The following is a 25,919-nucleotide window of genomic DNA, read 5'->3' as shown; positions in this document are numbered from 1 at the left end:
GCCCAAAGATAAAAGAAATGGGTTATACCTCATAAAATTGTTACTTTTGATTTTATGCCCAAACCACTTAAAAAAATAGGCTATACTTTGTACCGCATTTGGTTCTATATTCTGGTTGCCTTGCCCATCCTTTTGTTTTTTCCTTTTTTATTATTGAGTACGTTGTCCGAGAAATGGTATCCGCAGTTTTTTTGGATGGCCAGAAACCTTTGGGCCATGCCTATTTTGTATGGAATGGGGTGTCCGCCAAAAATATCTTGGGAGCAAAAAATCACGATGGGAAAAAGTTATATGCTCGTTGCAAACCATACCAGCATGTTAGATATAATGCTTATGCTTTATATCAGCAAAAATCCTTTTGTTTTTGTGGGTAAAAAGGAATTACAGAAGATACCCCTTTTTGGATTTTTCTTTAAACGGGTGTGTATTATGGTAGACCGAAGCGACGCTAAGAGTAGAACAGCGGTTTACAGGCGTGCACAAAAACGATTGAGCCAAGGATTGAGTATCTGCATTTTTCCCGAAGGTGGAGTTCCGGATGATGAAAGCATTCTTTTGGATGATTTTAAAGACGGAGCCTTCAGAATGGCTATTGCCCATAAAATACCGGTCGTTCCCATGACGTTCTATGATAACAAAAAGCGATTCTCATTTTCATTTTTTAGTGGAGGTCCTGGGCTGGTTCGTGCTAAAGTGCATCGGTTTTTTGAAACTAAAAAACTTTCCGAAGAGAATAAGGCGGGACTACGCGAAGAGGTGAGAGCGGTCATTTTGAATGAGCTTCAAATAAAACAACCGCTGCATAACCAAGACTAGTATAATATATAGACTAGGGATAGTACTGAAATAAATATCCAAAGAAGAACGGCCAAAACCATGGGACGGATACCTGTTTTCTTCAAGTCGTTTATAGAAATAGTCGAACCCACTAGAAACAAGGTCAATACCAAAAGATGTTTAGAGCCTGATACTAGAAGACTAGTTGCCGGTGCAGGGATAAGGTGGTAACTGTTTACGAGTATCGCTCCAATAAATAGAAGGATGAAATACGGCCACTTCACTTTTTCGCCTTTGGTTTTAAAAACAAACATAGAGAGAAGGGATAGTGGAATAATCCAGAGCATACGCGATAACTTCACGGTAGTAGCAATTCTTAATGCTTCATCACCATAGCCTAAAGCGGCACCAACCACAGAACTTGTATCATGTATTGCCACAGCACACCAGAGTCCAAATTGGTGTTGAGTGAGGTGCAGGTAATGCCCAACAGCCGGAAAAACAAATAAAGCTACAGAGTTTAACAGGAACACGACGCCTAAGGCAATACTTATGCTTTTACTTTTTGCGTTGATTACGGGAGAAATGGCCGCAATGGCACTACCACCACAAACTGAAGTTCCAGAGGTAATCAAATGTCCTAGTTTGGTGTCTAATTTTAGAAGTTTTGTGAGGAGAAAGCCTAGGCTTACGGTTAAAAGAATGGATAAGAAAGTTAAGGTAAAACCTTCTTTACTGGTCTCCAAGGTTTCTTTTATGAACATACCAAACCCTAAACCTACTACAGATATCTTAAGAAAGGAATGAATGGCCTTATGGCAATATGCCTTAAACGGGTTATTAAAAAATAAGGTAAAACCAAAACCAAGAAGTAGTGCCGTAGGGCTATTTACCCATCCGCTAACTACTAATAATGCTAATCCTATAAATATTGCTTTTGTCATTCTATCTTTCATATCAACTTCATTTACTGATACAAAAATAGGGGCGTTAAATTACTTTTAAGCAATTTAATATGCTATATGAAATAACTAAAAGTTATAGTTGTTTCTGGCGAATTTTTCAAAGTAGTCCATTACGTTAGATTGATAGCCTGTTCTAGAAACAAAGTAAAACCAACGTTCAATGGTAATATTCTTAATGTCTATAATTTTCAATTTATTGGCAATGAGGTCTTCATTTATAGCATGAATGGATAGTAGGGCAAAAGTATCCGAGTGGTAGAGATAATGTTTAATAGCTTCGGTGCTATTTAGGGTAACAATGTTGTTCAGTTTTTTAATCTGATGCTCTTTTAGAAAATCATAGATAATTTCTCTGGTACCGGAACCCATTTCCCGCTCGATCATAGGTAGTTTCTGAAGGGTCTCTGTGGGTATCGTATTTTGTTTGAAAGCCGAATTTTTGACGCTGGTAACCAGTACAATTTCGTCTTTTATAAATTTTTTATAGTGCAGTTTGCGGTTGGTGTTGCTGCCTTCCGTGATGCCAAAATTTAATTGTTGGTTTAGAATGGATTCTTCTATTTCTTCTGAATTGCCACTTTTTATATCAAAATGGGTATGTGGATGCTGCGTTCTAAATTTCGCAATAATCTTTGGAACTATATGGTTGATTAAGGTGGTACTTGCTCCAAAGTGAATGGAATCGGGAATATGTTCTTTCTGATGCAGAAACTGATTTTCTATTTCGGAATGTATATCTAGTATTCTATTGGCATAGACTAGAAAAGCTTTTCCGTCTTCTGTAAGTTCAATTGAATTCCGTTTTCTAAGAAAGAAAGTGGTTTTGTATTCATCTTCAATAGTACGGATGGCTTTGGATACGGCTGGCTGTGATATAAAAAGTTGCTCTGCCGCTTTTGTGAAACTAGAGTGAAATGCCACCGCCTTAAAAATTTGAAGCTTCTGTTTCATCAATTAGTTTTTACAGTGTGCAAACTACCTAAAAATAAAGAAGGGCTGAGAATAAATTTAGAATTTAAAATTAAGTCCACTGTAAACCCCAATGGTAAACGGATTGAAATCTCCGGATACATCTGAGAAGGTATTCAATTGATATTTAAAAACTGGTTCTACGTTAAAACGTATTTTAGGAGTGAATTTGTAATTAACACCAAACCCAATGTTGGTACTAAAGTTAACGGAGTTCACATTGTTCGCTTCACCTATTTCGGTTGTTAACTCCCCCGATGTAAGGGTTACGGAGTTGTCTATTAGAAACAATGAGCTTACACCGCCTAGTATATTCAAGCCAAATTTGCGATCTATCAATGCATAGTCAAGCTCTAAAGGCACTTCTAAATATCCAAATTGCTGTGCCATGGTGCCGTTTCTTTGGTTAGGATTAGCGTCTGTGACTTCAAAAGCAAACATAGCATCGGCATTTGCCAGACTATTAAAATTACTATTTTGGCCGGTGACCACTATGTTTTTTGCAGTACTGGCATAGTTAAGATTCTGTATTTTTTCTGAGGAGGCTTCTTGTAAGGTAGAGGTAAACCCAACATCGTTGGTGTCATACCCATAGTCTACTTTATTTACCCCGGAACGTATGCTTAATTTATCATTTAAAGCATAGGCGACGGTTAGACCGTAGCTAAGGTTAGTATTCCCGGATTTAGAATTTTCATTAAAAATGGAATTTACTGGCGAACCGTCACCAATTGCATTGTAATAAACGGGAGCAACATTAGGTCCTGCAGACCAACGACCGGTTTTTTCAGTGCTTACAATTTTTTCCTCAGCTTCAATTTCATCAAAAATGGATTTCTTTTCGTTTTCCTCTTTCTCTTTTTGAACGGACGTGATATTTTCTGCTATTTCTGTTTCGGAGACTGAAGCTGGACCATCTTCTTTTCGCAGTTTTGTTGCTGGGCTATCTCCATTGTTTATGTTTGAAGCTATGCCGATTGCATCACTAACATTAGTTTTTGATGTTTCTATATGCTCTTCGTTTGATGGAGAATGGTTTGATGCTGTTATAGGTTGATTGTCTTTCTCCAGGTTCGAAGCATAGTCAGCTTTGTTAGAGGTACTCGTAATGGTTCTAGCATTTTGGGTACCATTTGGTTTTTTTTCTGTTTGAGCAACTTCTGAAGTTATATTTGATTTCAAACCGGACTTTTCGTACGTACTTTTTTGAGAATTAGTTTGAATCTCATCAGCATTCAAAGTAGTCGTAGTTTTGTGCTCTGTTTCCTTATTTGAGGACTCTGGGGTTATTTCAGAATTTGTGGATATACTAGACTCACCTTCAGCAACTTCGTCTGTGTTGTCTAAAATAAACTCATTGGTATTTTCAAGGGTGTTTTCAATTGTATTTTCCTTTTGGTCAACATCTGTGAAACTACTAGGAGCTTCGTTTTTAGTCTCAAAGGGATAGAAAGCAACTAATCCAATAACCAATGCCGCCGCAGCTCCGCCCAGGGTCCACCAGATAGGAAAGGCCCTTTTCTTTTTCTTCTTGTTCAGAGAGGCTTCAATGGATGTCCAGACCCTTGGGTCCGGCACCTCCTCAAAGTCGCGAAACTTCTCCTGAAACAGGTTTTGTATATTTTTTTTACTCATTATTCAATGCTTAGGTACTTGGTATTTTGTTTTTTTGATGTACTCTTTTTCACAGGTCAAACGCAAAATCCTATCAAAAGGAAGATGAGTAGGCCAATGATGGCTTTATTCTTTGTAATCTCTATTTTTTCTTTTAACAACTTGCGTGCTCTGGCCAGATTACTTTTTGAAGTGCCCTGGGTGGTACCTAAAAGCTCGCTGATTTCTTTGTGGGTATACCCGTCTAAAACATATAGGTTGAATGTAAGGCGGTATTTATCCGGTAATTCTTGAATGTGTTTTAGTAATACGTCTAAACTTAAATTTTCATAGCTGCTATCCAATACCGTTTCTGTATCTTCAATTGCATCGCTTACTAAGCTTAAAGGCTCATCTTTACGGTATTTTTGAAGTACGGTATTGACGGTAATACGCTTTAGCCACCCTTCAAAAGAGCCCTTGTGCTTAAACTGCCCCACTTTTTCATAAATGACCAAAAAACTGTCATGCAAATTGTCTTCGGCTTCCGTGCGGTTACGCGAATACTTTAAGCAGATACCGAACAAGGTGCGAGAATAATCGCGATACAATTGTTCTTGTGCCTTGCGGTTTCCTTTCTTGCAATTAATAATGAGTTCTTCTAGACCCAAAGTGACGGCGTGTTTTTTAAAACATTTGGTTAATCGTTATATACTTGCTTAAAAAAGTTCTTGTGAAGTACTTACGATTTAGGTTAAAGATAATTATTCTTTCACTGGCACTTCAATTTCTATAAATTCAGCTTCTCCCTCAACATCATCGCCCGTATAAAATCTAAAAATATAAGGTTCGGTATAAAGAACTTCAAACTGAAATAAATCTTCAATTTCATCATTAGCCTCGGCGCAAGAATCTTTCTCTAAAGCAATACCAATGGCAGAAACGGTCCTAATTTGACTAGTGTCCGTAAAAGAACGGGTCACATCAAACCGATCAAATAAATTACAATCGTTAGTTCTTAGAATGTTAACGTTTACGTCATATACTTCTCCGAGTTCAAAGGTATCGGGCAAGGTGGCTCCTGTAATTTCTAAAGGCGTATACTTAAAGTTTATATCGTCATCATTTAAACTACAAGATACTGTAGTTAGCGCACATGCAATTGTTAAAAGCTTAAGGTACAATTTACCCATAGTATTCAAATTTTTTATAATAGATGGAAAATTGTTACAAGGGTTGCGTGAAGTATTCTTAAGCTTAGGTTAAAGCGTTGCGCCGTTATTATACGATTATCAATAGTCGTATAATAACGGCGCAAGGTACTCTTAAAAGAAGATGTTCCTAATTATTCTTTTAGAGCTTTAATAGCAGCTCTGATTTTTCCGTCCAATTCTTCAAAAAGTTCTGGGTTGTCTAATAACAAGGACTTTACGGCATCACGGCCTTGTCCTAGTTTTGTGTCTCCATAACTGAACCAAGAACCGCTTTTCTTAACGATTTCATACTCCACGCCAAGGTCGATTATCTCTCCGACTTTAGAGATTCCTTCGCCATACATAATATCAAACTCAGTAGTTCTAAATGGTGGTGCAACTTTGTTCTTCACAACTTTTACACGGGTTTTGTTCCCTTGAACATTACCATCAGTATCCTTAATTTGTGTAGATCTACGAATGTCAAGTCGAACCGAAGCGTAGAATTTTAATGCGTTACCACCAGTAGTTGTTTCAGGGTTACCGAACATTACGCCAATTTTCTCACGTAACTGGTTAATGAAGATTACGGTACAATTGGTTTTACTGATAGAACCGGTAAGCTTCCGAAGTGCTTGTGACATTAACCTTGCGTGAAGCCCCATTTTAGAGTCTCCCATTTCACCTTCAATCTCACTTTTAGGGGTCAACGCAGCAACGGAGTCAATAATAACAATATCAATAGCACCCGAACGAATCAAGTTATCGGCAATTTCCAATGCTTGCTCACCATTATCCGGTTGAGAAATAATCAGGTTGTCAATATCAACACCTAGCTTTTGCGCATAAAAACGGTCAAAAGCGTGCTCTGCATCAATAAAAGCTGCAATTCCTCCGTTTTTTTGAGCTTCGGCAATAGCGTGTAAGGTCAAAGTGGTTTTACCCGATGATTCCGGACCGTAAATTTCAATGACTCTACCACGTGGGTAACCACCTACGCCTAAGGCTATATCTAGGCCTAATGAACCGGAAGGGATGATTTCAACATCTTCCACCACTCTATCGCCCATTTTCATTACGGCACCTTTTCCGTAAGTCTTATCTAATTTATCTAAGGTTAACTTAAGGGCTTTTAGTTTTGCATCTTTTTCCGAGCTCATATTTTCTTTTTTTTAAGGGATGCTAAATTAGCATTTCTTTTATCATAATGCCAGTTCTGCCATTCATTTTCTAAAAATAGGCAGCTAGTTTTTTGTGTGTTCGCAATGCGTTAAAATTTATATAAATAATATAAAGGTTGGTAAGGAATCTGTTTGTTACACGTCTAAAACATAAGTGTTTATTAAAAAAGTTGTTCCTATTACGCAACCTTGAAGGCGGTGTAGTATCTTATTGAAAATATTGTTCCGGTAATTAATCGGAAACTAACTCAAATAAGTGCCCCCTTTTTAGTTTTAGGGGACAATGGTGATCGTTTCCTTTTTTAATGTTCTTTAAAGATGCTATGAAGAAGAAAAATTGGAACGGTCAATAAAGAGCCTTGATTTTGTCAGGGCTCTTTTTTATTTTTTACTCGATAATCAAGTTGAATATTCCAATGCTTTACTTGAAATCTAAGTGTATTCTATTTTATTGTTTCTTGGATCTACCCAAGGTAGTTTACGGTTGATGTGTGTCTTTTTGCTTCCGTTCTACCGTTATTAAAAAAATCCTCAATATTTCTTATCTTTGCCCACTTAAATTATTCTTTACAAACTTAAAACATTGGTATAGCATGCAACTGTACAATAACTTAAGTGCAAAAGAAAGAGCGGCACTTATTGAAGAAGCCGGTCAAGAACGTTTGACTATCTCTTTCTACAAATATGCACAGATCGGTAATCCGGAAATATTTAGAAATCATCTTTTCATCAGCTGGAACGAATTGGACGTTCTTGGGCGAATTTACGTAGCTCACGAAGGGATAAATGCCCAATTATCCGTACCTGCCGAAAATTTTGAAGAATTTAAAACCCATTTGGACAGTATTTCTTTTTTGGAAAATGTTCGACTTAACATCGCCATAGAGCAAGACAATCTCTCTTTCTTAAAACTAAAGGTAAAAGTGAGAAAAAAGATTGTGGCAGATGGTCTTGTTGATACTACTTTTGATGTTACCAATAAAGGAATACATGTTGGTGCTGAAAAATTCAATGAACTTATAGAAGACCCGGATACGGTATTGGTGGATATGCGTAATCACTATGAGAGCGAAATTGGTCATTTTAAAAATGCTATTACCCCAGATGTTGATACGTTCAGGGATTCATTGGATATTATTGAAAAAGACCTTGCGGACCATAAAGAGGATAAAAAGCTGGTCATGTACTGCACAGGGGGTATACGGTGCGAAAAGGCCAGTGCCTACTATAAACACAAAGGTTTTAAACAGGTTTACCAATTAGAGGGTGGCATTATAGATTATACCCGCCAGGTAAAAAGTAAAAATCTTGAAAATAAATTTTTAGGTAAAAACTTTGTTTTTGATCACCGGCGCAGTGAACGGATTTCCGATGATGTGATCGCAAGCTGTCACCAGTGTGGTAAACCATGTGACAACCATGTAAATTGTGCTAACGAAGCTTGTCACCTTTTGTTTATTCAATGTGATGAGTGCGCCCAAAAGATGGACAATTGCTGTTCGGACAGTTGTCAAGAAATAAATGCCTTGCCTTTTGAGGAACAGAAAGAACTGAGAAGAGGAAAAGGGGCTAGCAACAAGATTTTCAAAAAGGGAAGGTCAGAAGTCTTAAAGTTTAAAAAGTAAGATTTAAATTTTCTTATCCCCAAAACCCAGATGGACTATTAGTGATACAATTGAAAGGATTAGACCAAGAGTGGATACACCCATCCATTGGTAGTGCTGCCACGCGTAAGCGCCTAACACGGTTCCAAGGGCACCTCCTAAGAAAAAGATAACCATATAAACTGTATTTACACGGTTACGGGCGTTCTCATTTCGGGAGAATATAATGTTCTGATTGGCAATATGAAGTGATTGTTGGCCAAGGTCTACCAGGATAACACCAATTATAATGCCTATGATGGAGTGATGGGAAAACAAAAATACCGCCCAAGAGAGAATTAAAACTAAGGTAGATATAATAACAATTCGGTTTTTGCTCATACGGTCGCTTAGTTTTCCTACTACTGTGGCTGCTAATGCACCTACCACTCCAATAAGGCCAAACATACCGGTAATACCACTTCCATAGCCAAAATTATCCTCCATTAGAAAAACTAAAGTCGTCCAAAAAGCACTCAGCCCTGCAAATGAAAGTCCGCCTCTTACTGCTGCAAGTCGCAATGGAGGTTCGGTTTTAAAGAAATGAATTAATGATTTCATCAAGTCTTTATAACTGCCCTCATAAACAGGTTTGATCTGTGGCAATTTTAATTTTAAAACAATAAAGAGAATGAGCATCATTGCCGTGGCTACAAAATACATGGTGCGCCAACCGAATTGCTCCCCTACAAAACCGCTAATGACACGGCTTGCTAAAATACCTATTAACAATCCGCTCATAACTATGCCAATGGCGCGCCCCCTATTTTGCTCATTGGATAATTGTGCTGCCATAGGAACGAACAATTGAGGCAGGGCAGAGGTACACCCAATAAAGAAACTGGCAATAACAAGGAGCCATAATGAAGTAGAGAATCCTGCAGCCAATAGGGATAACAGCATGAGGACAAAATCGATTTTCAATATTTTTTGATTGGATATCATATCACCCAAAGGGACTACAAAAAGTAACCCAAATGCATAGCCCAACTGAGAGGCCAGTGCAATATTGCTCACTGCAGATTCCGTAACCCCCAGACTTACTGAAATCATGTGCAGCAAAGGTTGGTTGTAATAGAGGTTTGCCACAATTAAGCCAGCCGATAGGCTCATGAGATAGAGAACGGTATTGCTTAGGTATTTTTGTTTTTCCATAAATCTGAGCATCTATTTTTTTGAACATAGAGCTTACGAGCACAAAGGAACGAAGAACCCGCCTAAGTGAGATAACTTTCTATCACATTAAAAATTTAGTACCTTTACATATAAAATTAGTACGAACCTTATTTGGTCAAAAACCCCCGTTTAGACCAAACCAACATATAAAATATGGGCTGTAGCAGTTGTTCGACCGGTAAGGACGGACAACCTTCTGGTTGCAAGAATAATGGAACTTGTGGTACCGATGGTTGTAATAAATTAACCGTCTTTGATTGGCTTTCCAACATGTCGCTTCCTAATGGTGAAAAGCCGTTTGATTGCGTAGAAGTTCGATTTAAGAACAGTAGAAAAGAATTCTTTAGAAATAGCGAAAATTTATCATTATCAATAGGCGATATTGTGGCGACGCAGGCACAATCGGGTCACGATGTGGGTATGGTTACCCTTGTTGGTGAATTGGTAAAAGTGCAAATGAAACGAAAGAAGGTGAATTTCAAAGATGAAAACCTTCCGAAAATTCATAGAAAAGCATCGCAGAACGATATTGATAAATGGCAAAAGTGCCGTGACAGAGAGGAAGGAATAAAGAAGCGTGCAAGAGAGATAGCGATTATTCTGAAGCTTCAAATGAAGATTTCAGATGTTGAATTTCAAGGTGATGGTTCCAAGGCCACGTTTTATTATACGGCAGAGGATCGTGTTGATTTTAGGCAGTTAATCAAAGATATGGCCAAGGCTTTCGGTATTAGAATCGAGATGCGCCAAATCGGGTATCGGCAAGAAGCCCAACGTTTAGGTGGTATAGGTTCTTGCGGTAGAGAATTATGTTGCTCTACTTGGTTGACCGATTTTAGATCCGTAAGTACCTCTGCAGCCCGTTACCAACAGTTATCATTAAATCCACAAAAATTGGCTGGCCAGTGTGGAAAACTCAAGTGTTGTTTAAACTATGAGTTAGATATGTATTTGGATGCGCTTAAAGATTTCCCTGCACAAGACACTAGGTTATTTACTGAAAAAGGACTCGCATTCTGCCAAAAAACAGATATTTTCAAAGGAATGCTCTGGTTTTCCTATAAAGATGACCCGGCAAATTGGCATACGTTGACCAAGGAGCAGGTTCAGGAAATTCTTACCAAAAATAAAAAGAAAGAAAAAGTTGCCAGCCTAGAGGAATATACGGTAGATAATTTCGTTAAGGAAGAAAAGGTGTTCGAGAATGTGGTTGGGCAAGATAGCCTTACCCGTTTTGATAGACCTAAGCGATCTTCAAGAAATAGAAATCGTAAGAAAAATAAAGCCAAAGCAAATAGTGGCGGAAACCACAATAACAACAATAAGAATAGAGGCAATAAACCTGCCAGTGCAACAAATGCTACAAAGAACAAAAGAAGGAGAAATAATAACCCTAAACGGCAGCAAAAAAATGGCTAGGTTTTTACTGGTTTTTGCTGTTGTAGCCTTATGTTTTGCATGTAATGATAATTTGGTTAAATCTGAATTTCAGGCTACTAAAGGCGGTTCATGGGGCAAAGCGGATAACATTGTTTTTTCGTTTTCTGAAATAGATACTACACAAAGACATAACATGTTTATTACCGTGCGCAATGACGCTACCTTCCCGTACAACAACCTGTTTTTAATTGCAGAACTGGAATTTCCATCGGGAGAAACGGTGAAAGATACGTTGGAGTACGAGATGGCTTTACCAGATGGTACTTGGTTGGGAAAAGGATATGGTAGCATTAAAGAAAATAAATTATGGTACAAGGAAAACATCGTTTTTCCTTCCTCTGGCGTATATAATTTACGTATCTGGCATGCCATGCGAAAAAATGGTAGTGTTAACGGGGTTGAAAATTTAAAAGGCGTTACAGACGTCGGGTTTGAAATAGAAAAAAGTAACGAGTAACGTATTATGGCCAAGAAGGTGGTTAAAAAGAAAAAAACCAATGGGTATTTTAAATACATCAAATGGTTCTGGATCCTGTTCACTTCAGGTATTCTATTAGTGGCATTAATATTTTTATTGGCTTCTGAAGGTCTTTTGGGCATAGATATGCCTGAATATGAATATTTAGAAAACCCACAGACCAATTTGGCTACCGAAATTATTTCTTCGGATGCCAAAACATTGGGTAAGTTTTATTTGGATGATAACCGTACACCAGTGCCTTATGATAGTCTCCCTCAAAATTTGGTAAACGCACTTATCGCCACAGAAGATGCTCGTTTTTACGACCATTCCGGTATTGATGCTTTCGGGTTTATGAGAGCACTGGCGTATCTTGGTAAAAAAGGAGGTGCCAGTACCATTACACAGCAGTTGGCACGTCAACTTTTTGTGGGTGTACGCTCTAAAAACAAGGTTGAGGCTATCCGACAAAAAATAATGGAATGGGTATTAGCTACCCGTTTGGAAAGGCAGTATACCAAAGAAGAGATTATTGCCATGTACCTTAATCAATATGATTTTCTTAATAATGCAGATGGCATACGTTCTGCAGCAAAAATCTATTTTGGAAAAGAGCCGCAGGAATTGAAAACCGAGGAGTCTGCCGTATTGGTGGGAATGCTTAAAAATTCGTCCTATTTCAACCCTATAAGAAGAGAAGAGTTGGTCACGAATCGTAGAAATACGGTGTTGGGTCAAATGGCGAAGTACGATTATATCACGGAACACGAGAAAGACTCATTGCAGGCCACGAAGATGGATATCAACTTTAATCCAGAATCGCATAAAGAAGGTTTGGCTACCTATTTTAGAATGTATTTGCAAGGTTTTATGAACGATTGGATTTCCAAAAACCCTAAACCTGCTTTAGAAGGAGGCAGGGACAAATGGAATTTGTATCTAGATGGCCTTAAAATATATACGACTATAGATTCACGGATGCAGACCAATGCTGAAGACGCGGTTCGTAGTCATATGTCTAACCTTCAAGATGAATTCTTTCATCAAAATACACCGGACAGAAACCCAACGGCACCATTTTTGGATTTAGAGAAGTCTGATATAAATCGAATTTTGGAGCGTGCAATGAAAAACTCTCATCGTTGGCGACAAATGAAATCTGAGGGTAAATCTGAAGAGGTAATCCGAGAATCTTTCAAGAAAAAGACAGAGATGACCGTTTTTGATTGGAATAGTGACGGTCGTGAGCGTGATACAATTATGACGCCTTTAGATTCTATTAGATACTATAAAACATTCCTAAGAGCGGCAATGATGTCTATGGAACCGCAGACAGGTCATGTAAAAGCTTGGGTAGGTGGTATTGATTATAGACACTTTCAGTATGATAATGTTATTCAAGGATCGCGTCAAGCAGGGTCTACTTTCAAGCCTTTCGTTTATGCTGCGGCTATAGATCAATTACGATTATCGCCTTGTGATGAACTACCGGATACGCAATATTGTATAGAAGCCGGAAAACATGGTAATATGGAGCCTTGGTGTCCAAAAAATGCCGATGGAAAATACTCTGGTAAAAATTATACGTTAAAAGCGGCACTGGCAAATTCGGTTAATACTGTAACGGCACAATTAATAGACCGTGTAGGTCCAAGGTCCGTGGTTTCCATTGTAAACAACCTAGGTCTGAACCGGGAAATTCTAGAGGTACCTTCCATAGCATTGGGTACCCCTGAAATAAATGTGTACGAGATGGTTGGGGCGTATGGCGCATTTGCCAATCAAGGAGTCTATGTAAAGCCCGTTATGGTAACCCGCATAGAAGATAAAAATGGTACGGTTCTGTATGAATATGTTCCAGAAACCAAAGATGTATTGAGTAAAGATGTTGCCTATGCCATGGTAGATCTAATGCAAGGTGTTACCGAAGGTGGTTCGGGTACGAGATTAAGGCATTCTTACCAGAAAAACACTACGGCATATAAAGAGGTTATAACAGGGTATCCTTACGGATTTACGAACCCAATAGCGGGTAAGACCGGTACGACACAAAATCAGAGTGATGGTTGGTTTATGGGTATGGTGCCTAACCTGGTAACCGGTGTTTGGGTAGGTGGTGAAGAAAGATCGGTTCACTTTAAATCCATAACGTATGGTCAAGGGGCTTCTATGGCGCTACCTATTTGGGGGCTGTACATGAAAAAGAACTATGAGAATAAGGATTTAGGCATTTCCGATGGGGAATTTGATAAACCTGAAAACATGTCCATAAATATAGATTGTAGTAAAGTTGAAGAGGATAATGATGAAAATGAAGGTTTGGATGATGATTTAGACGACTTGGATTTTTAAAGAATAGAAGCAGATAAATGCTTGATAAATTGCCCGTGACTTTCACCGAAAGTCACGGGCAATTTCGTTTTAAAATTGTAACTTGACTGCAATAGAAATCTTTTATTCCTTTAGTATGATCTCTAAAAAAGTAACTGATGTAAAAGAAGCCTTGCAGGGTATTCAAGACGGAATGACCTTTATGTTAGGTGGTTTCGGGCTGTGTGGAATTCCGGAAAACGCGATTACCGCACTTGTAGAATCCAACATCAAGGATATTACTTGTATTTCCAATAATGCCGGGGTAGATGATTTTGGGCTAGGATTGCTATTGCACAAGCACCAGATTAAAAAAATGATATCTTCTTATGTAGGAGAGAACGAAGAGTTTGAACGGCAAATGTTAAGTGGCGAATTGGAAGTGGAATTGACTCCGCAAGGTACATTAGCCGAAAAATGCCGTGCGGCACAAGCAGGTTTTCCTGCTTTCTATACGCCGGCGGGTTATGGTACCGAAGTTGCTGCAGGTAAGGAAACCCGGGAGTTTAACGGAAAAATGTATGTGCTGGAGGAAGCGTTTAATGCGGATTTTGCATTTGTAAAAGCATGGAAGGGAGATGAAGCCGGAAATCTGATTTTTAAGGGTACCGCCAGAAACTTTAACCCCTGTATGTGTGGAGCGGCCAAAATTACCGTTGCCGAAGTTGAAGAGCTTGTTCCTGCAGGTGAATTGGATCCCAACCAAATTCATATTCCCGGAATATTCGTGCAGCGTATTTTTCAAGGGAAAAACTATGAAAAACGGATTGAACAACGAACTGTGCGGTCGCACAATTAATAAATGATTCAATGTGTCAATCTAACAATTGGGTGTTTTAAAGCTATAATATGGTAAAAAAAGAAAACCCAGTTGTTGTGAAATCTATTGATTTTGCCTTGAAAATTATAAGTTTTTGTGAATTATTGAAAGAAAAGGGAAAGTATATTATTGCCAATCAACTTTTAAAGGCGGGAACTAGTATTGGAGCAAATATCCATGAAGCGCAAAATGCTGAGAGTAGGGCGGATTTTATACATAAAATGAAAATAGCTCTTAAGGAACTAGAGGAAACCAAATATTGGTTGATATTATGTGAAAGAGCTACCACATATCCTTTTAAACAGGATTTAAAAACTGATATAAATGAACTAGCTTTAATTATGTACAAAATTGTGAGTACGAGCAAAAAGAATAAATAAAAGCGACATTGGTAAATTTTCTCATTTTTTAATTGATAGATTAATTATGTTAGATAAAAACGGAATCGCAAAGCGAATTGCAAAAGAGGTTAGAGACGGTTATTATGTTAATCTAGGAATCGGTATTCCTACTTTGGTGGCCAACTTTGTGAGAGATGATATAAATGTAGAGTTTCAGAGTGAAAACGGCGTTTTGGGCATGGGGCCTTTTCCTTTTGAAGGGGAGGAGGATGCAGACATTATAAATGCTGGAAAGCAAACCATTACGACCCTTAATGGTGCTTCTTTCTTTGACTCGGCTACCAGTTTCGGAATGATTCGAGGTCAACATGTGGACCTTACTATTTTGGGTGCTATGGAAGTTGCTGAAAATGGTGATATCGCCAACTGGAAAATTCCGGGAAAAATGGTCAAAGGTATGGGTGGCGCCATGGATTTGGTGGCTTCTGCCGAAAATATTATCGTAGCCATGATGCATACCAATCGTGCAGGAGAATCTAAACTTTTAAAGAAATGTAGCTTACCGCTTACGGGGGTCGGCTGCGTAACGAAGATTGTAACTAATCTTGCTGTAATTGAGGTAACTTCAAAAGGTTTTAAATTGCTGGAGCGCGCTCCAGATGTTTCGGTTGAAGAAATTGAAAAAGCAACAGAGGGTACGCTAATCATTGAAGGTGAGATTCCTGAAATGAATTTGTAAGTAAAATTACCTCTCGATTTAATCGGGATGTACCCGGAATTCTACCGATTTGTTATTTCACAACAAAAACATACTACTTCACAACAAGTTTTTTTTAGCTAGGACCTTAGGCCGTATTTTTATGGTGTTATTAATCGAAAGTCGCATCCCAAATCCGATTTTACCTAAACTTACGACCTATGGAAGCCCAAATTAACCAAACACCAGAAGAGATTCAAGTGTACAAAAATGATTTTTTCAGCGGAATTGTCATGCTGACCAGAAAATTATTTATGCTGTAAAGCATTTTGAAAAAAATTAAAAAAAAGTGGCTCACCCAAAGGCCGCTTTTTTTTATGCCTTTTTTTAAGGTTTTGCATCAGATTTAAAACGACTGAAGAATGTCAATAGCTTGTTTCAATGTTTCATTTTTCTTTGCAAAACAAAATCGTAAAACTCCGTCTTGGCGGTTATTCACATTAAAAGAAGATATGGGTATGCTTGCCAATTTGTACTCTGTAATCAATCGCTTTGCTAAATCTTCATCACTCTCCTCTGTAATTTTACTATAGTCCAACAGCTGAAAATAAGTTCCCTCAGAGGGTTTAAATTTAAACTTGGAGCCTTTTAATCCTTCTAAAAATAAATCTCTTTTTTCTTGATAGAAAGAAGGTAGGCTTAGATAGTTTTCCTCTTTCCATAAATAGTCCGTCATGGCGCGTTGCATAGGGTGGTCAACACAAAACACAGCAAACTGATGTGTTTTTCTAAATTCACGCATCAAAACTTCGGGAGCGGCACAATAACCTATTTTCCATCCGGTTACGTGAAAAGTTTTTCCAAAAGAGGCACAAACAAAGCTACGCTGTGCTAAATCATCAAACCTAGAAGCACTTTGATGTGCATTTCCATCAAAAATAATATGCTCATATACCTCGTCGCTAACCACAATGCAGTTGGTAGGCTTTAGAATTTCCTGAAGCTGCAGCATATCCTCTTTAGAGAAAATCCGCCCGCTTGGGTTATGGGGCGTATTAACGATTACCATTCGGGTTTTCTCTGAAATTTTAGTCTTGAACGCTTGCCAATCGGGTTTGTAACCATCAGCGTCCAATTGTACATAAATGGGAATTCCGCCATTGAGTTCAATTGCGGGCTCGTAGCAATCATAGGCAGGTTTGAATACGATCACCTCGTCACCTTTGTTTACAAACGCGGTAATAGCTGTAAAAATAGCCTGTGTTGCCCCGACGGTGACAGTAATTTCAGTTTCGGGGTTATAGATTCTATTATGAAGTATTTCAATTTTTTGTGAAATAATTTCCCTGAGGCGGTAATATCCTTGCATTGGAGCATATTGGTTATGACCGTTTTGCATGGCGTTTGTAACCAGATTCCTTAATTTACGGTCTATCTCAAAATTTGGAAAACCCTGAGATAAATCTATGGCGTTATGCTGGCGGGCCAAATTGCCAACAGTAGTAAAAATTGTAGTCTTCGCATTCGGAAGTTTTGATGCAAATTTCAGGTGAGAAGAAGCCATTTTACGTGATTCGGTTAAGATTTCAATTTACAACATTAATAGGCATATACTTTTTCTTTTTTAAATAAACTTAGCTACAATCTCTTATATTTATGCATCCAAAATATGTAATATGTGTAATTTTCGAACCTTAGTTTTTATACTTTCCGTAGTTTTTGTTTCTAATACGGCTATTTCTCAATCATCTCCATCAAAAAAAATGAAAGCGCTTATTGTGGACGGCCAGAACAATCACGAGCAATGGCCTAAAATCACATATATGTTAAAAACCGAAATGGAGAATACCGGTCTATTTACGGTTGAGGTGGCTCGTTCGGAATATACATGGAAGGGAGATAAATACATTTCAGAATTTCCAATAGCCGGTGTTCAGGAAACGGAGGCAAAAGAAAAGCCGGAACATGACCCCAATTATAGTCCCAAGTTTTCAAAGTACGATGTGGTCATCTGTAATTTTGGATGGAATGCTGCTCCATGGCCTGAGGAAACACAAAAGAAATTTGAGAAATACATCAAAAAAGGAGGTGGACTAGTTGTTTTTCACGCGGCCGATAATTCCTTCCCTAAATGGGAAGCTTATAACGAAATGATTGGTTTAGGAGGTTGGGGAGACCGAACCGAAAAAGATGGTCCGTATGTGTATTACAATAATGACGGCAAACTTATTCGTGATGATAGTCCTGGGAGTGCCGGTGCACATGGCCCACAGAGCGAATATCAAATTCAGATAAGAGAAGAGCACCCAATTACAAAGGGAATGCCCCCTGTGTGGTTACATACCAAAGATGAATTGTACAATAGCCTTCGAGGACCCGCAGAGAATATGAAGGTTTTAGCAACGGCATATTCCGATCCGGAAAATAAAGGCACTGATAGGCATGAACCTGCTTTAATGTCTTTAGAGTATGGTAAAGGGCGCATATTCCATAATATTATGGGGCATGTGGATTACTCGGTGGAATGTGTTGGCTTTTTAACCAGTATGCTTAGAGGCGCTGAATGGGCCGCTACAGGAAAGGTAACACAAGCGATTCCAGAGGATTTCCCAACTGCCGACAAAACAAGTTCAAGAAAGATCAATAAATAATATGGAGCTTACATTAAGCATTCCTGCTTTGCTCTTTCCGGCAATCTCACTAACTATGTTGGCGTATAATGCACGATATTTAGCCATTGCTGCCTTGATCAGGCAATTGCATCAGAAGTATGAAGAAACTTCTTCTCCTGCGATTGCCCTACAGGTAAAAAAGTTGCGAAAGCGTTTGTCCATAATCAAGAATATGCAGGCGACTGCAATATTCAGTTTTTTATTGGCAGTGATTACCATGAGTTTAATTTATCTGGAATTCGGCTTTTGGGCCAACCTCGTTTTTGGCATCAGTCTTTTGGCTCTTATGGTGTCGTTGATGCTCTCTTTAATTGAAGTTCAGTTGTCTACTAAGGCACTGGAAATTCAGCTAGAGGATATGGAAAAATAGGCTTTTTTGGTTTGAAAAGAGTTATTTCACAAAACCGACTGCATAGTCTAATTTATACATTGCTAAAGTGACCTGCTCTTGGGCAAAGCCTCGTTTTTCGCTTGTTATTGGTCGATGAACGACCGTATTTCTTGATGTCTATCGGTAAAAGGAATTCCAAACAAACCTGTTGGTCGGTTTTTTTTAATGCGCTTTTAATGTTGATGAATCACCTACTCTTTGCCAACTCGACTAAACTTCGAGGATATCGGACGAATGTCTGTTATCTATCCGCTTGTATGACACCTTCATTGGTAGGTTTCCCAATATGAAATAAAGCTTCCCCTTGATTGACTACAGCTTGATGATTGATGCAAAAAACTAGACCATCAAAAGGCGCTTTTACGGTTTTCTTTCTTTTGGCGTAAGGGTCGGATACAATGCCTAAAACTTGTCCTTTTTGAATTTCACTTCCGTTGGATATACTGGGAACAAACATACCCGCAGTTGGTGCACGCAACCATTTTCTTTCGCCAAGATGAACGGTATTGTTCCGTTCAATATATTTGGGGTCTAGGGTCGTAACCATATCAAGGTGCTTCATGACGTTGAGAATTCCTTGCATGCCTTCAATAATGGAATACTCATCAAAACGCATACTTTCACCTGCTTCGAAAACCACCGTAGGTTTTTTCAATAAAAAAGCCGCATTTCTAAACGAGCCTTTTATAAGTTTGGATGCAAATGAAATTGGGGCATTGAATACCTTGGCCAGTTTTTCACTTTGCTCATCATTGTGGGTGTATCTAATTTGAGGAAAGTTATGCCGTTGACCTCCGCCCGTATGCAAATCTATTCCATAATCTATTTGAGAAAGAATAGCTGAGGTATAGTGATAAGCAATTCTACCGGCCATTGAGCCTGTTCTTGACCCAGGAAAGCTACGGTTTACATCTTTGCCATCAGGAACATCTCTTGAATAATGTATAAATCCGAAGATATTCAGAATGGGAACGGCAATTACTGCGCCTCTAGTGATATTGAACCGTTTTTCAGATAACATACGGCGTACAATTTCAATACCATTGATTTCATCCCCATGCAGACCCGCTTGTACCAAAAGAGTTGGGCCTGGTTTTTTGGCATTGAAAACGTAAACTGGTATGTCTATTAAGGTTCCAGTAGGAAGCCTGTCAATACTAATATTCAACAGTTTTGTCTCTCCAGGCTTTACGCTTTCGCCCTCAATGGTAATTGTTTTATTGGTTTCCATATATGCTCCCGATGTTCCTTTTTTCTATGTTTACTTTCTCTTTTTTCTACAGTTTCGTTCTACGAACCGCACAATTTCTTTAGCAATATTAACACCGGTAGCTGCTTCTATCCCCTGAAGACCGGGTGAGGCGTTCACTTCAATTAACAATGGCCCTTTTTTTGAACGGATGAGATCCACGCCGGCTACACCAAGTCCTATATATTTGGCCGCATTTAGTGCCATGGTTTCTTCTTTTTTGGTGAGTTGCACAGCTTCGGTGCTTCCACCACGATGAACATTAGATCTAAATTCATCATTTCCGCTTCTACGCTTCATACTCGCAATAACTTTATTCCCAACCACAAAAACACGAATGTCTTCGCCATTACTTTCTTCAATAAACTCCTGCAAGAGAATACTGGTATCCATTTTATAAAAAGTATCAATAATAGATTTAGCAGATTTTTTAGTTTCTGCCAAAACAACGCCTAGCCCGTGTGTGCCTTCCTGTAGTTTTATTATGAGAGGAGTACCTCCCAATAATTCAATCTGTTGCTCAATATTGTCAGGGTCTATGGAAAACAAGGTGTCCGGAATAGGAATTCCTTTATTTGCCATAAACTGAAGTGCCTTTACCTTGTTTCTGGCTTTGGAAATTCCTTGTGAATGTGCCGAGCTAAAAACCTCGTTCATCTCAAATTGTTTTACAACGGCCGCTCCATGGCGCGTGACTTTAGTGCCTATACGCGGAATAATGGCATCAAAAGCATCAATTATATTTTCTTCCCTAAAGAATACTTGAGGTTGGCCATTACCTATTTTTACGGAACACTTGGTATGGTCTACCCATTCAATATAATGCCCTAAATTTTTGGCTTCGTTTGCTATTCTTTGGGTAGAATAGACATTCATGCTTACGGAAAGAAGACCAATATCCATAGTAGTGTAGCTCTGAGTACGTTTTCACCCTTAATATCGGTCAAAAAATGTATATACCGTAAACAAGAAGTGTAAATTGATGGACAAATGTACACATAGAAAATTTCCAAAGCCAATCACTATTAGCTTCTGGGTTTAAATCTTTTACTTAAAACGTTTCTAAATACTTTGCTAAACATCCATAAAGTTTGTTAAAGCCAAGCTTATGACCTAATTTTGTATGCAGTCTTTTAAACTAACTCCAACGTAATATAAAATGAGCGGATTGATACAATCTTCGATAGCCCGAAAAGTGGTCATGGCCCTATCGGGTCTTTTTTTGGTCTTTTTTCTAGCACAACACTTTGTCATTAACATTACCTCTGTAATTGCCCCCGATACTTTTAATGAGTGGTCGCATTTTATGGGTTACAACGGATTGGTGCAATATCTCTTGCAGCCTATCCTTATTACTGGTGTAATCGTTCACTTTGCAATGGGTATTGCACTAGAATTAAAGAACAATAAAGCAAGAGCAATAAAGTATAAGCAGTATAAAGGCAGTGCCAATGCTTCTTGGATGTCCAGGAACATGATAATTACCGGTTTGGTAGTTCTTGCTTTTCTAGGCCTTCACCTGTACGACTTTTGGGTACAAGAGATATCCTATAAATACATAGCTGCTAACCCAGAGGACCCCACACGTTACTTAGAGGAAACTGTACATAAATTCCAGCCTTTCTGGCGTACCATCATTTATGTTATCTCATTTGTGTTGTTGGCCTTGCACTTATGGCATGGTTTTGCTTCGTCTTTCCAGACCGTAGGGGTGAACAATAAGTACTCTGCAGGTATCCAGACTTTTACAAAAATATATTCAATAGCGATTCCATTAGGATTTATTTTCATCGCTCTTTACCATCATTTTAACCCAATAACACATTAATTATGGGCATATTGGATTCAAAAGTTCCAAAAGGGCCATTGGCCGCTAAATGGACCCAACATAAAAACGATATTAATCTCGTAAACCCAGCTAACAAACGTAATATAGATATTATAGTTGTAGGTACCGGGCTTGCAGGTGGTTCTGCCGCTGCTACTTTAGCGGAATTGGGCTATAACGTAAAAACATTTTGTTACCAAGATTCACCACGTAGGGCACACTCTATTGCAGCTCAAGGTGGTATTAACGCAGCAAAAAATTATCAAGGTGATGGGGATAGTGCCTATCGTCTTTTCTACGATACCATAAAGGGTGGTGATTACCGCTCTAGAGAAGCTAACGTATATCGTTTGGCAGAAGAGTCGGCTAACATTATTGACCAGTGTGTTGCGCAAGGGGTTCCTTTTGCAAGAGAATATGGCGGATTGTTAGATAACCGTTCTTTTGGTGGGGTTTTGGTTTCTCGTACGTTTTATGCGAAAGGGCAAACAGGGCAGCAGCTTTTATTAGGTGCTTATTCTGCCATGAACAGACAGATCAACCGTGGTAAGATACAATCGTTTAACCGTCATGAAATGATGGATATGGTTCTTGTTGATGGAAAAGCAAGAGGAATCATTGCACGTGACTTGGTTACGGGTAAAATTGAACGTCACTCTGCTCACGCTGTGGTTTTGGCAACTGGAGGTTACGGAAACGTATTCTTCTTGTCTACCAATGCAATGGGTAGTAACGTAATGGCGGCCTGGAGAGCACACCGTAGAGGGGCTTTCTTTGCTAATCCTTGTTTTACACAGATTCACCCAACTTGTATTCCGGTTTCCGGAGATCACCAATCTAAGCTGACCTTAATGTCAGAGTCGCTTCGTAATGACGGGCGTATTTGGGTTCCAAAACGTAAAGATGATGCCATTGCCATTAGAGAAGGTAAGTTGAAGCCTATTCAGCTTAAAGAAGAAGATCGTGACTACTATTTAGAAAGAAGATATCCTGCGTTTGGTAACTTGGTGCCTCGTGATGTTGCATCACGTGCCGCTAAAGAACGTTGTGATGCCGGTTTTGGTGTAAATAAAACAGGTGAGGCCGTTTATTTGGATTTTGCTTCTGCAATTCAACGTTATGGAGAAGAAGAGGCATTGACTCACGGTATTAAAAATGCCGATGATAAAGAAATAACGCGTTTGGGTAAAAAAGTTATCGAAGCGAAATACGGTAACCTTTTTCAGATGTACGAGAAAATCGTAGATGAGAATCCGTATGAGACGCCTATGATGATATACCCTGCGGTTCATTATACAATGGGAGGTCTTTGGGTAGATTACAACTTACAGACAACTATAGAAGGATGTTACTGTGCCGGTGAGGCTAACTTTAGTGATCACGGAGCCAACCGTTTGGGGGCATCCGCATTAATGCAAGGACTTGCAGATGGTTATTTTGTGCTTCCTTATACTATTGGAGACTACCTTTCCAAAGATATTAGAACAGGAGCTATCCCAACGGATTCCCCAGAATTTGATGCGGCTGAAAAGGCTGTTCAAGATCGATTGGACAAGTTGATGGCGGGTAGCGGTCAGCATTCAGTTGATTTTTATCACAAGAAATTGGGTAAAATCATGTGGGACAAGTGTGGTATGGCTAGAAATGCAGAGCACTTGCAAGAGGCCATAGATGAGATTTCTGCCCTCCGTGCTGATTTCTGGGCGAATGTAAAAATCCCTGGAAAAGCAGACGGAATGAACCAAGAATTGGAGAAAGCAGGCCGTGTGGCAGATTTTCTTGAGTTGGGTGAACTGTTCGCTAAAGATGCATTAACAAGAAATGAATCTTGTGGTGGCCACTTTAGAGAAGAGTACCAAACTGCGGAAGGAGAAGCATTGCGTGATGATGAGAACTTTAAATTTGTTTCCGCTTGGGAATACAAAGGAGAGCCTAAAGATGCAGTTTTGCATAAGGAAGAGTTGAACTACGAGAATATCGAATTAAAGACAAGAAGTTATAAATAGATAACTATGAAGCTTAATTTAAAAATATGGCGTCAAAAAGATGCCAACGCCAAAGGTGAATTGGTTACCTACCCCATAAAAGGTATAGAAGGCGATATGTCTTTCCTTGAAATGTTAGATGTTCTTAATGAAGAATTGATTAACAAAGGAGATGAGCCCGTACAATTTGATCATGACTGTCGTGAAGGAATCTGTGGTGCATGTTCATTGCAGATAAACGGTGAGCCTCATGGGCCTGACCGTTTGGTGACCACGTGTCAATTGCACATGCGTAAGTTTAATGATGGTGATACTATTGTTATTGAGCCTTTCCGTGCAACTGCATTTCCAGTAATAAACGATCTAATAGTAGATAGAAGTTCTTTTGATAGAATTCAGCAAGCTGGTGGTTACATCTCTGTAAACACATCTGGTAATACAGTTGATGCTAATGCTACGCCTATCAATAAACATGCAGCAGACGAAGCTATGGATGCCGCTACTTGTATTGGTTGTGGTGCTTGTGTAGCAGCTTGTAAGAACGCAAGTGCTATGTTGTTCACTTCTGCTAAAGTATCTCAGTTTGCTTTGTTGCCACAGGGGCAGGTAGAAGCAGTAGATAGAGTACAGAACATGGTGCGTCAGATGGATTTGGAAGGATTCGGAAACTGTACCAATACCGGTGCATGTGAGATAGAATGTCCTAAAGGAATTTCTTTGGAGAACATTGCCCGAATGAATCGTGAATATTTAAGTGCGACTACCAAAGGATAAGACAGTACGAGTGTTTACCGCACTCTTTTAGATATAGAAAATCCCAAACTCCTATTTATGGAGTTTGGGATTTTTTGTTATTTTAAAGTATGTCCAAAGCATATTCCAAAGAACGAATTAAAGTCCCTCGGTTCAATGAAGAATCGGGTTTCTACACGACCCCAAAGCGTTCTAAAATCATGAGCAAAATAAGGGGAAAGAACACCAAGCCTGAACTGGCTTTTAGAAAAGCACTCTATGCCGCAGGTTATAGGTATCGCATTGATTATAAAAAACTGATCGGTAAGCCTGATATCGCATTAAAAAAGTACAAGACAGTCATATTTATAGATGGCGAATATTGGCACGGCCACAATTGGGAAGAAAGAAAACCCAAGGTGAAGACTAACCGCGAATTCTGGATTGCTAAAATAGAAAGGAACATGCAGCGCGATGAAGAAGTCAATGCCGAATTAGAACGTTTAGGGTATAAGGTATTTCGTTTTTGGGAGACCGAAGTGAAGAAAGAATTAGATAGATGTTTGGCAGAAGTAATTGAACATTTAGAAGCTTATGGATAGAGCAAAAATCATCAGGTTTACCGTCAAGGAGTTCTGTATGTTGAGGTTATATTGCAAGTGAAATAAATTAATAATCATTTAAAATACAACATATATGAAGAGGATAGCAATTTTAGCTACAAATGGATTTGAAGAAAGTGAATTAAAATCTCCTAAGGAAGCTATGGAAAAGGAAGGCTTTCAGGTAGATATAGTAAGTTTAGAATCAGGAGAAATTAAAGGATGGGCAGATGGCAATTGGTCCAATTCCTATAAAGTAGATAAGACCATTAATGAGGTAACTGCCGATGATTATAATGCATTGATGTTACCAGGTGGGGTAATCAATCCTGATAAGCTAAGAAGAGAAGAAAAGGTATTGACCTTTGTTAGAGATTTCTTTAAGCAAGAAAAGCCAGTAGCGGCCATATGTCATGCGGCATGGACACTAATTAGCGCTGACGTTGTAAAAGGGCGTAAAATGACAAGCTTTAACTCTATTAAAGACGATGTAGTCAATGCCGGAGCGCAGTGGGTAGATGAAGAGGTTGTAGTAGACCAAGGTTTTGTAACCAGTAGAAATCCTAATGATTTACCGGCCTTTAACTCTAAGTTAGTTGAAGAAATTAAAGAAGGTAAGCATGAAGAACAGCACGCTTAAGAATATAATGCCTAATATTTAATTTGAAAGCCCTTGTTTTTACAAGGGCTTTTTGTTGTGAAACAGTGTCTTTCATCGATGAAATGAACCGTTTGTATTTTTCACAACAGACTTGCCTTAGTTCACAACAATAATTTAGGAGAGCAGGAAAACCGCCGTAAGTTTACAGTGTAATTAAGTGATAGCAATGACCCC

The 25,919-nt window shown here is 38.8% G+C and carries 25 protein-coding genes; 15 read left to right on the top strand and 10 right to left on the bottom strand.

The features are described 5' to 3' along the window. Positions 1-54: 54 nt before the first annotated feature. Positions 55-816 (top strand): lysophospholipid acyltransferase family protein, encoded by a 762-nt coding sequence (locus P0077_RS07850; RefSeq protein ID WP_194525263.1) that lies wholly within the window; start codon positions 55-57, stop codon positions 814-816. Here the strand turns inward: P0077_RS07850 and P0077_RS07845 are convergent. From P0077_RS07845 to recA, 6 genes are all read right to left on the bottom strand, one after another. Next, the gene (locus tag P0077_RS07845) at positions 813-1,733 is read right to left on the bottom strand and encodes a YeiH family protein (protein WP_276168564.1); all 921 of its coding nucleotides are present in this window, start codon (positions 1,731-1,733) and stop codon (positions 813-815) included. The two genes, P0077_RS07850 and P0077_RS07845, sit on opposite strands and share 4 nt — an antisense overlap. 75 nt (positions 1,734-1,808) lie before the next feature. Beyond that, positions 1,809-2,693: a LysR substrate-binding domain-containing protein gene (locus P0077_RS07840; protein ID WP_276168563.1), complete on the bottom strand. Its 885-nt coding sequence runs from the start codon at positions 2,691-2,693 to the stop codon at positions 1,809-1,811. Positions 2,694-2,750: 57 nt separating this feature from the next. Further along, a complete protein-coding gene (locus P0077_RS07835; RefSeq protein WP_276168562.1) occupies positions 2,751-4,346 on the bottom strand; it encodes an outer membrane beta-barrel protein in 1,596 nt (531 codons plus the stop codon). Between the two features lie 56 nt (positions 4,347-4,402). Then, positions 4,403-4,975: an RNA polymerase sigma factor gene (locus P0077_RS07830; protein WP_194525259.1), complete on the bottom strand. Its 573-nt coding sequence runs from the start codon at positions 4,973-4,975 to the stop codon at positions 4,403-4,405. A 93-nt stretch (positions 4,976-5,068) separates the two neighbouring features. Beyond that, entirely contained in the window at positions 5,069-5,497 is a 429-nt protein-coding gene (locus P0077_RS07825; protein ID WP_276168561.1) for a hypothetical protein, read from the bottom strand. Positions 5,498-5,649: 152 nt separating this feature from the next. Next, positions 5,650-6,657, bottom strand: coding sequence for a recombinase RecA (recA, locus tag P0077_RS07820; RefSeq protein ID WP_194525257.1), 1,008 nt, complete (start codon positions 6,655-6,657; stop codon positions 5,650-5,652). Positions 6,658-7,271: 614 nt separating this feature from the next. Here recA and trhO point away from each other — a divergent pair. Further along, complete coding sequence (gene trhO, locus P0077_RS07815) at positions 7,272-8,303, top strand: oxygen-dependent tRNA uridine(34) hydroxylase TrhO (RefSeq protein WP_276168560.1); 1,032 nt, start codon at positions 7,272-7,274, stop codon at positions 8,301-8,303. 3 nt (positions 8,304-8,306) lie between these two features. Here trhO and P0077_RS07810 read toward each other — a convergent pair whose 3' ends face one another. Then, a complete protein-coding gene (locus P0077_RS07810; RefSeq protein WP_276168559.1) occupies positions 8,307-9,476 on the bottom strand; it encodes an MFS transporter in 1,170 nt (389 codons plus the stop codon). 174 nt (positions 9,477-9,650) lie between these two features. On the opposite strand from P0077_RS07810, the gene P0077_RS07805 reads away from it, so the two are divergent. The 6 genes from P0077_RS07805 (at position 9,651) to P0077_RS07780 (ending at position 15,667) form a co-directional block, all read left to right on the top strand. Beyond that, positions 9,651-10,916, top strand: coding sequence for a PSP1 domain-containing protein (locus P0077_RS07805; protein ID WP_276168558.1), 1,266 nt, complete (start codon positions 9,651-9,653; stop codon positions 10,914-10,916). After that, positions 10,909-11,394, top strand: coding sequence for a gliding motility lipoprotein GldH (locus P0077_RS07800; RefSeq protein WP_276168557.1), 486 nt, complete (start codon positions 10,909-10,911; stop codon positions 11,392-11,394). The genes P0077_RS07805 and P0077_RS07800 overlap by 8 nt, the downstream gene beginning before the upstream one ends. Positions 11,395-11,400: 6 nt before the next feature. After that, entirely contained in the window at positions 11,401-13,749 is a 2,349-nt protein-coding gene (locus P0077_RS07795; RefSeq protein WP_276168556.1) for a penicillin-binding protein 1A, read from the top strand. Positions 13,750-13,864: 115 nt separating this feature from the next. Continuing rightward, the gene (locus P0077_RS07790; RefSeq protein ID WP_276168555.1) at positions 13,865-14,566 is read left to right on the top strand and encodes a CoA transferase subunit A; all 702 of its coding nucleotides are present in this window, start codon (positions 13,865-13,867) and stop codon (positions 14,564-14,566) included. Between the two features lie 50 nt (positions 14,567-14,616). After that, on the top strand, positions 14,617-14,967 hold the full coding sequence (locus tag P0077_RS07785; protein ID WP_276168554.1) for a four helix bundle protein: 351 nt from the start codon (positions 14,617-14,619) through the stop codon (positions 14,965-14,967). Between the two features lie 46 nt (positions 14,968-15,013). Then, positions 15,014-15,667, top strand: a complete 654-nt coding sequence (locus P0077_RS07780) for a 3-oxoacid CoA-transferase subunit B (protein ID WP_276168553.1) — start codon at positions 15,014-15,016, stop codon at positions 15,665-15,667. 364 nt (positions 15,668-16,031) lie between these two features. On the opposite strand, the gene P0077_RS07775 is transcribed toward P0077_RS07780, so the two are convergent. Beyond that, positions 16,032-17,189, bottom strand: a complete 1,158-nt coding sequence (locus P0077_RS07775; RefSeq protein ID WP_276168552.1) for a methionine aminotransferase — start codon at positions 17,187-17,189, stop codon at positions 16,032-16,034. Between the two features lie 112 nt (positions 17,190-17,301). On the opposite strand from P0077_RS07775, the gene P0077_RS07770 reads away from it, so the two are divergent. Continuing rightward, entirely contained in the window at positions 17,302-18,276 is a 975-nt protein-coding gene (locus P0077_RS07770; RefSeq protein WP_276168551.1) for a ThuA domain-containing protein, read from the top strand. A 1-nt stretch (position 18,277) separates the two neighbouring features. Further along, positions 18,278-18,667: a DUF2721 domain-containing protein gene (locus tag P0077_RS07765; RefSeq protein ID WP_276168550.1), complete on the top strand. Its 390-nt coding sequence runs from the start codon at positions 18,278-18,280 to the stop codon at positions 18,665-18,667. Between the two features lie 262 nt (positions 18,668-18,929). Here the strand turns inward: P0077_RS07765 and P0077_RS07760 are convergent, their stop codons facing one another. Both P0077_RS07760 and P0077_RS07755 read right to left on the bottom strand, forming a co-directional pair. Next, on the bottom strand, positions 18,930-19,919 hold the full coding sequence (locus P0077_RS07760; protein ID WP_276168549.1) for a succinylglutamate desuccinylase/aspartoacylase family protein: 990 nt from the start codon (positions 19,917-19,919) through the stop codon (positions 18,930-18,932). A gap of 30 nt (positions 19,920-19,949) precedes the next feature. Next, entirely contained in the window at positions 19,950-20,840 is an 891-nt protein-coding gene (locus P0077_RS07755) for a RimK family alpha-L-glutamate ligase (protein WP_276168548.1), read from the bottom strand. A 256-nt stretch (positions 20,841-21,096) separates the two neighbouring features. On the opposite strand from P0077_RS07755, the gene P0077_RS07750 reads away from it, so the two are divergent. The 5 genes from P0077_RS07750 to P0077_RS07730 all read left to right on the top strand — a co-directional run bounded on the left by P0077_RS07750 (position 21,097) and on the right by P0077_RS07730 (position 25,724). After that, positions 21,097-21,765 (top strand): succinate dehydrogenase cytochrome b subunit, encoded by a 669-nt coding sequence (locus P0077_RS07750; protein WP_276168547.1) that lies wholly within the window; start codon positions 21,097-21,099, stop codon positions 21,763-21,765. A 2-nt stretch (positions 21,766-21,767) separates the two neighbouring features. Then, the gene (locus P0077_RS07745) at positions 21,768-23,771 is read left to right on the top strand and encodes a fumarate reductase/succinate dehydrogenase flavoprotein subunit (RefSeq protein WP_276168546.1); all 2,004 of its coding nucleotides are present in this window, start codon (positions 21,768-21,770) and stop codon (positions 23,769-23,771) included. A gap of 6 nt (positions 23,772-23,777) precedes the next feature. After that, positions 23,778-24,524: a succinate dehydrogenase/fumarate reductase iron-sulfur subunit gene (locus P0077_RS07740; RefSeq protein ID WP_194525242.1), complete on the top strand. Its 747-nt coding sequence runs from the start codon at positions 23,778-23,780 to the stop codon at positions 24,522-24,524. Positions 24,525-24,613: 89 nt separating this feature from the next. Further along, positions 24,614-25,084: a very short patch repair endonuclease gene (locus P0077_RS07735; protein ID WP_194525241.1), complete on the top strand. Its 471-nt coding sequence runs from the start codon at positions 24,614-24,616 to the stop codon at positions 25,082-25,084. 94 nt (positions 25,085-25,178) lie between these two features. Further along, positions 25,179-25,724 (top strand): type 1 glutamine amidotransferase domain-containing protein, encoded by a 546-nt coding sequence (locus P0077_RS07730; RefSeq protein WP_276168545.1) that lies wholly within the window; start codon positions 25,179-25,181, stop codon positions 25,722-25,724. Positions 25,725-25,919: the final 195 nt, after the last annotated feature.

The sequence above is a fragment of the Zobellia alginiliquefaciens genome (genome assembly GCF_029323795.1).
GTDB classification, from domain to species: domain Bacteria; phylum Bacteroidota; class Bacteroidia; order Flavobacteriales; family Flavobacteriaceae; genus Zobellia; species Zobellia alginiliquefaciens.
The sequence above is the reverse complement of the archived record's forward strand: the minus strand, read 5'-3'. Positions and strand labels throughout refer to the sequence as shown.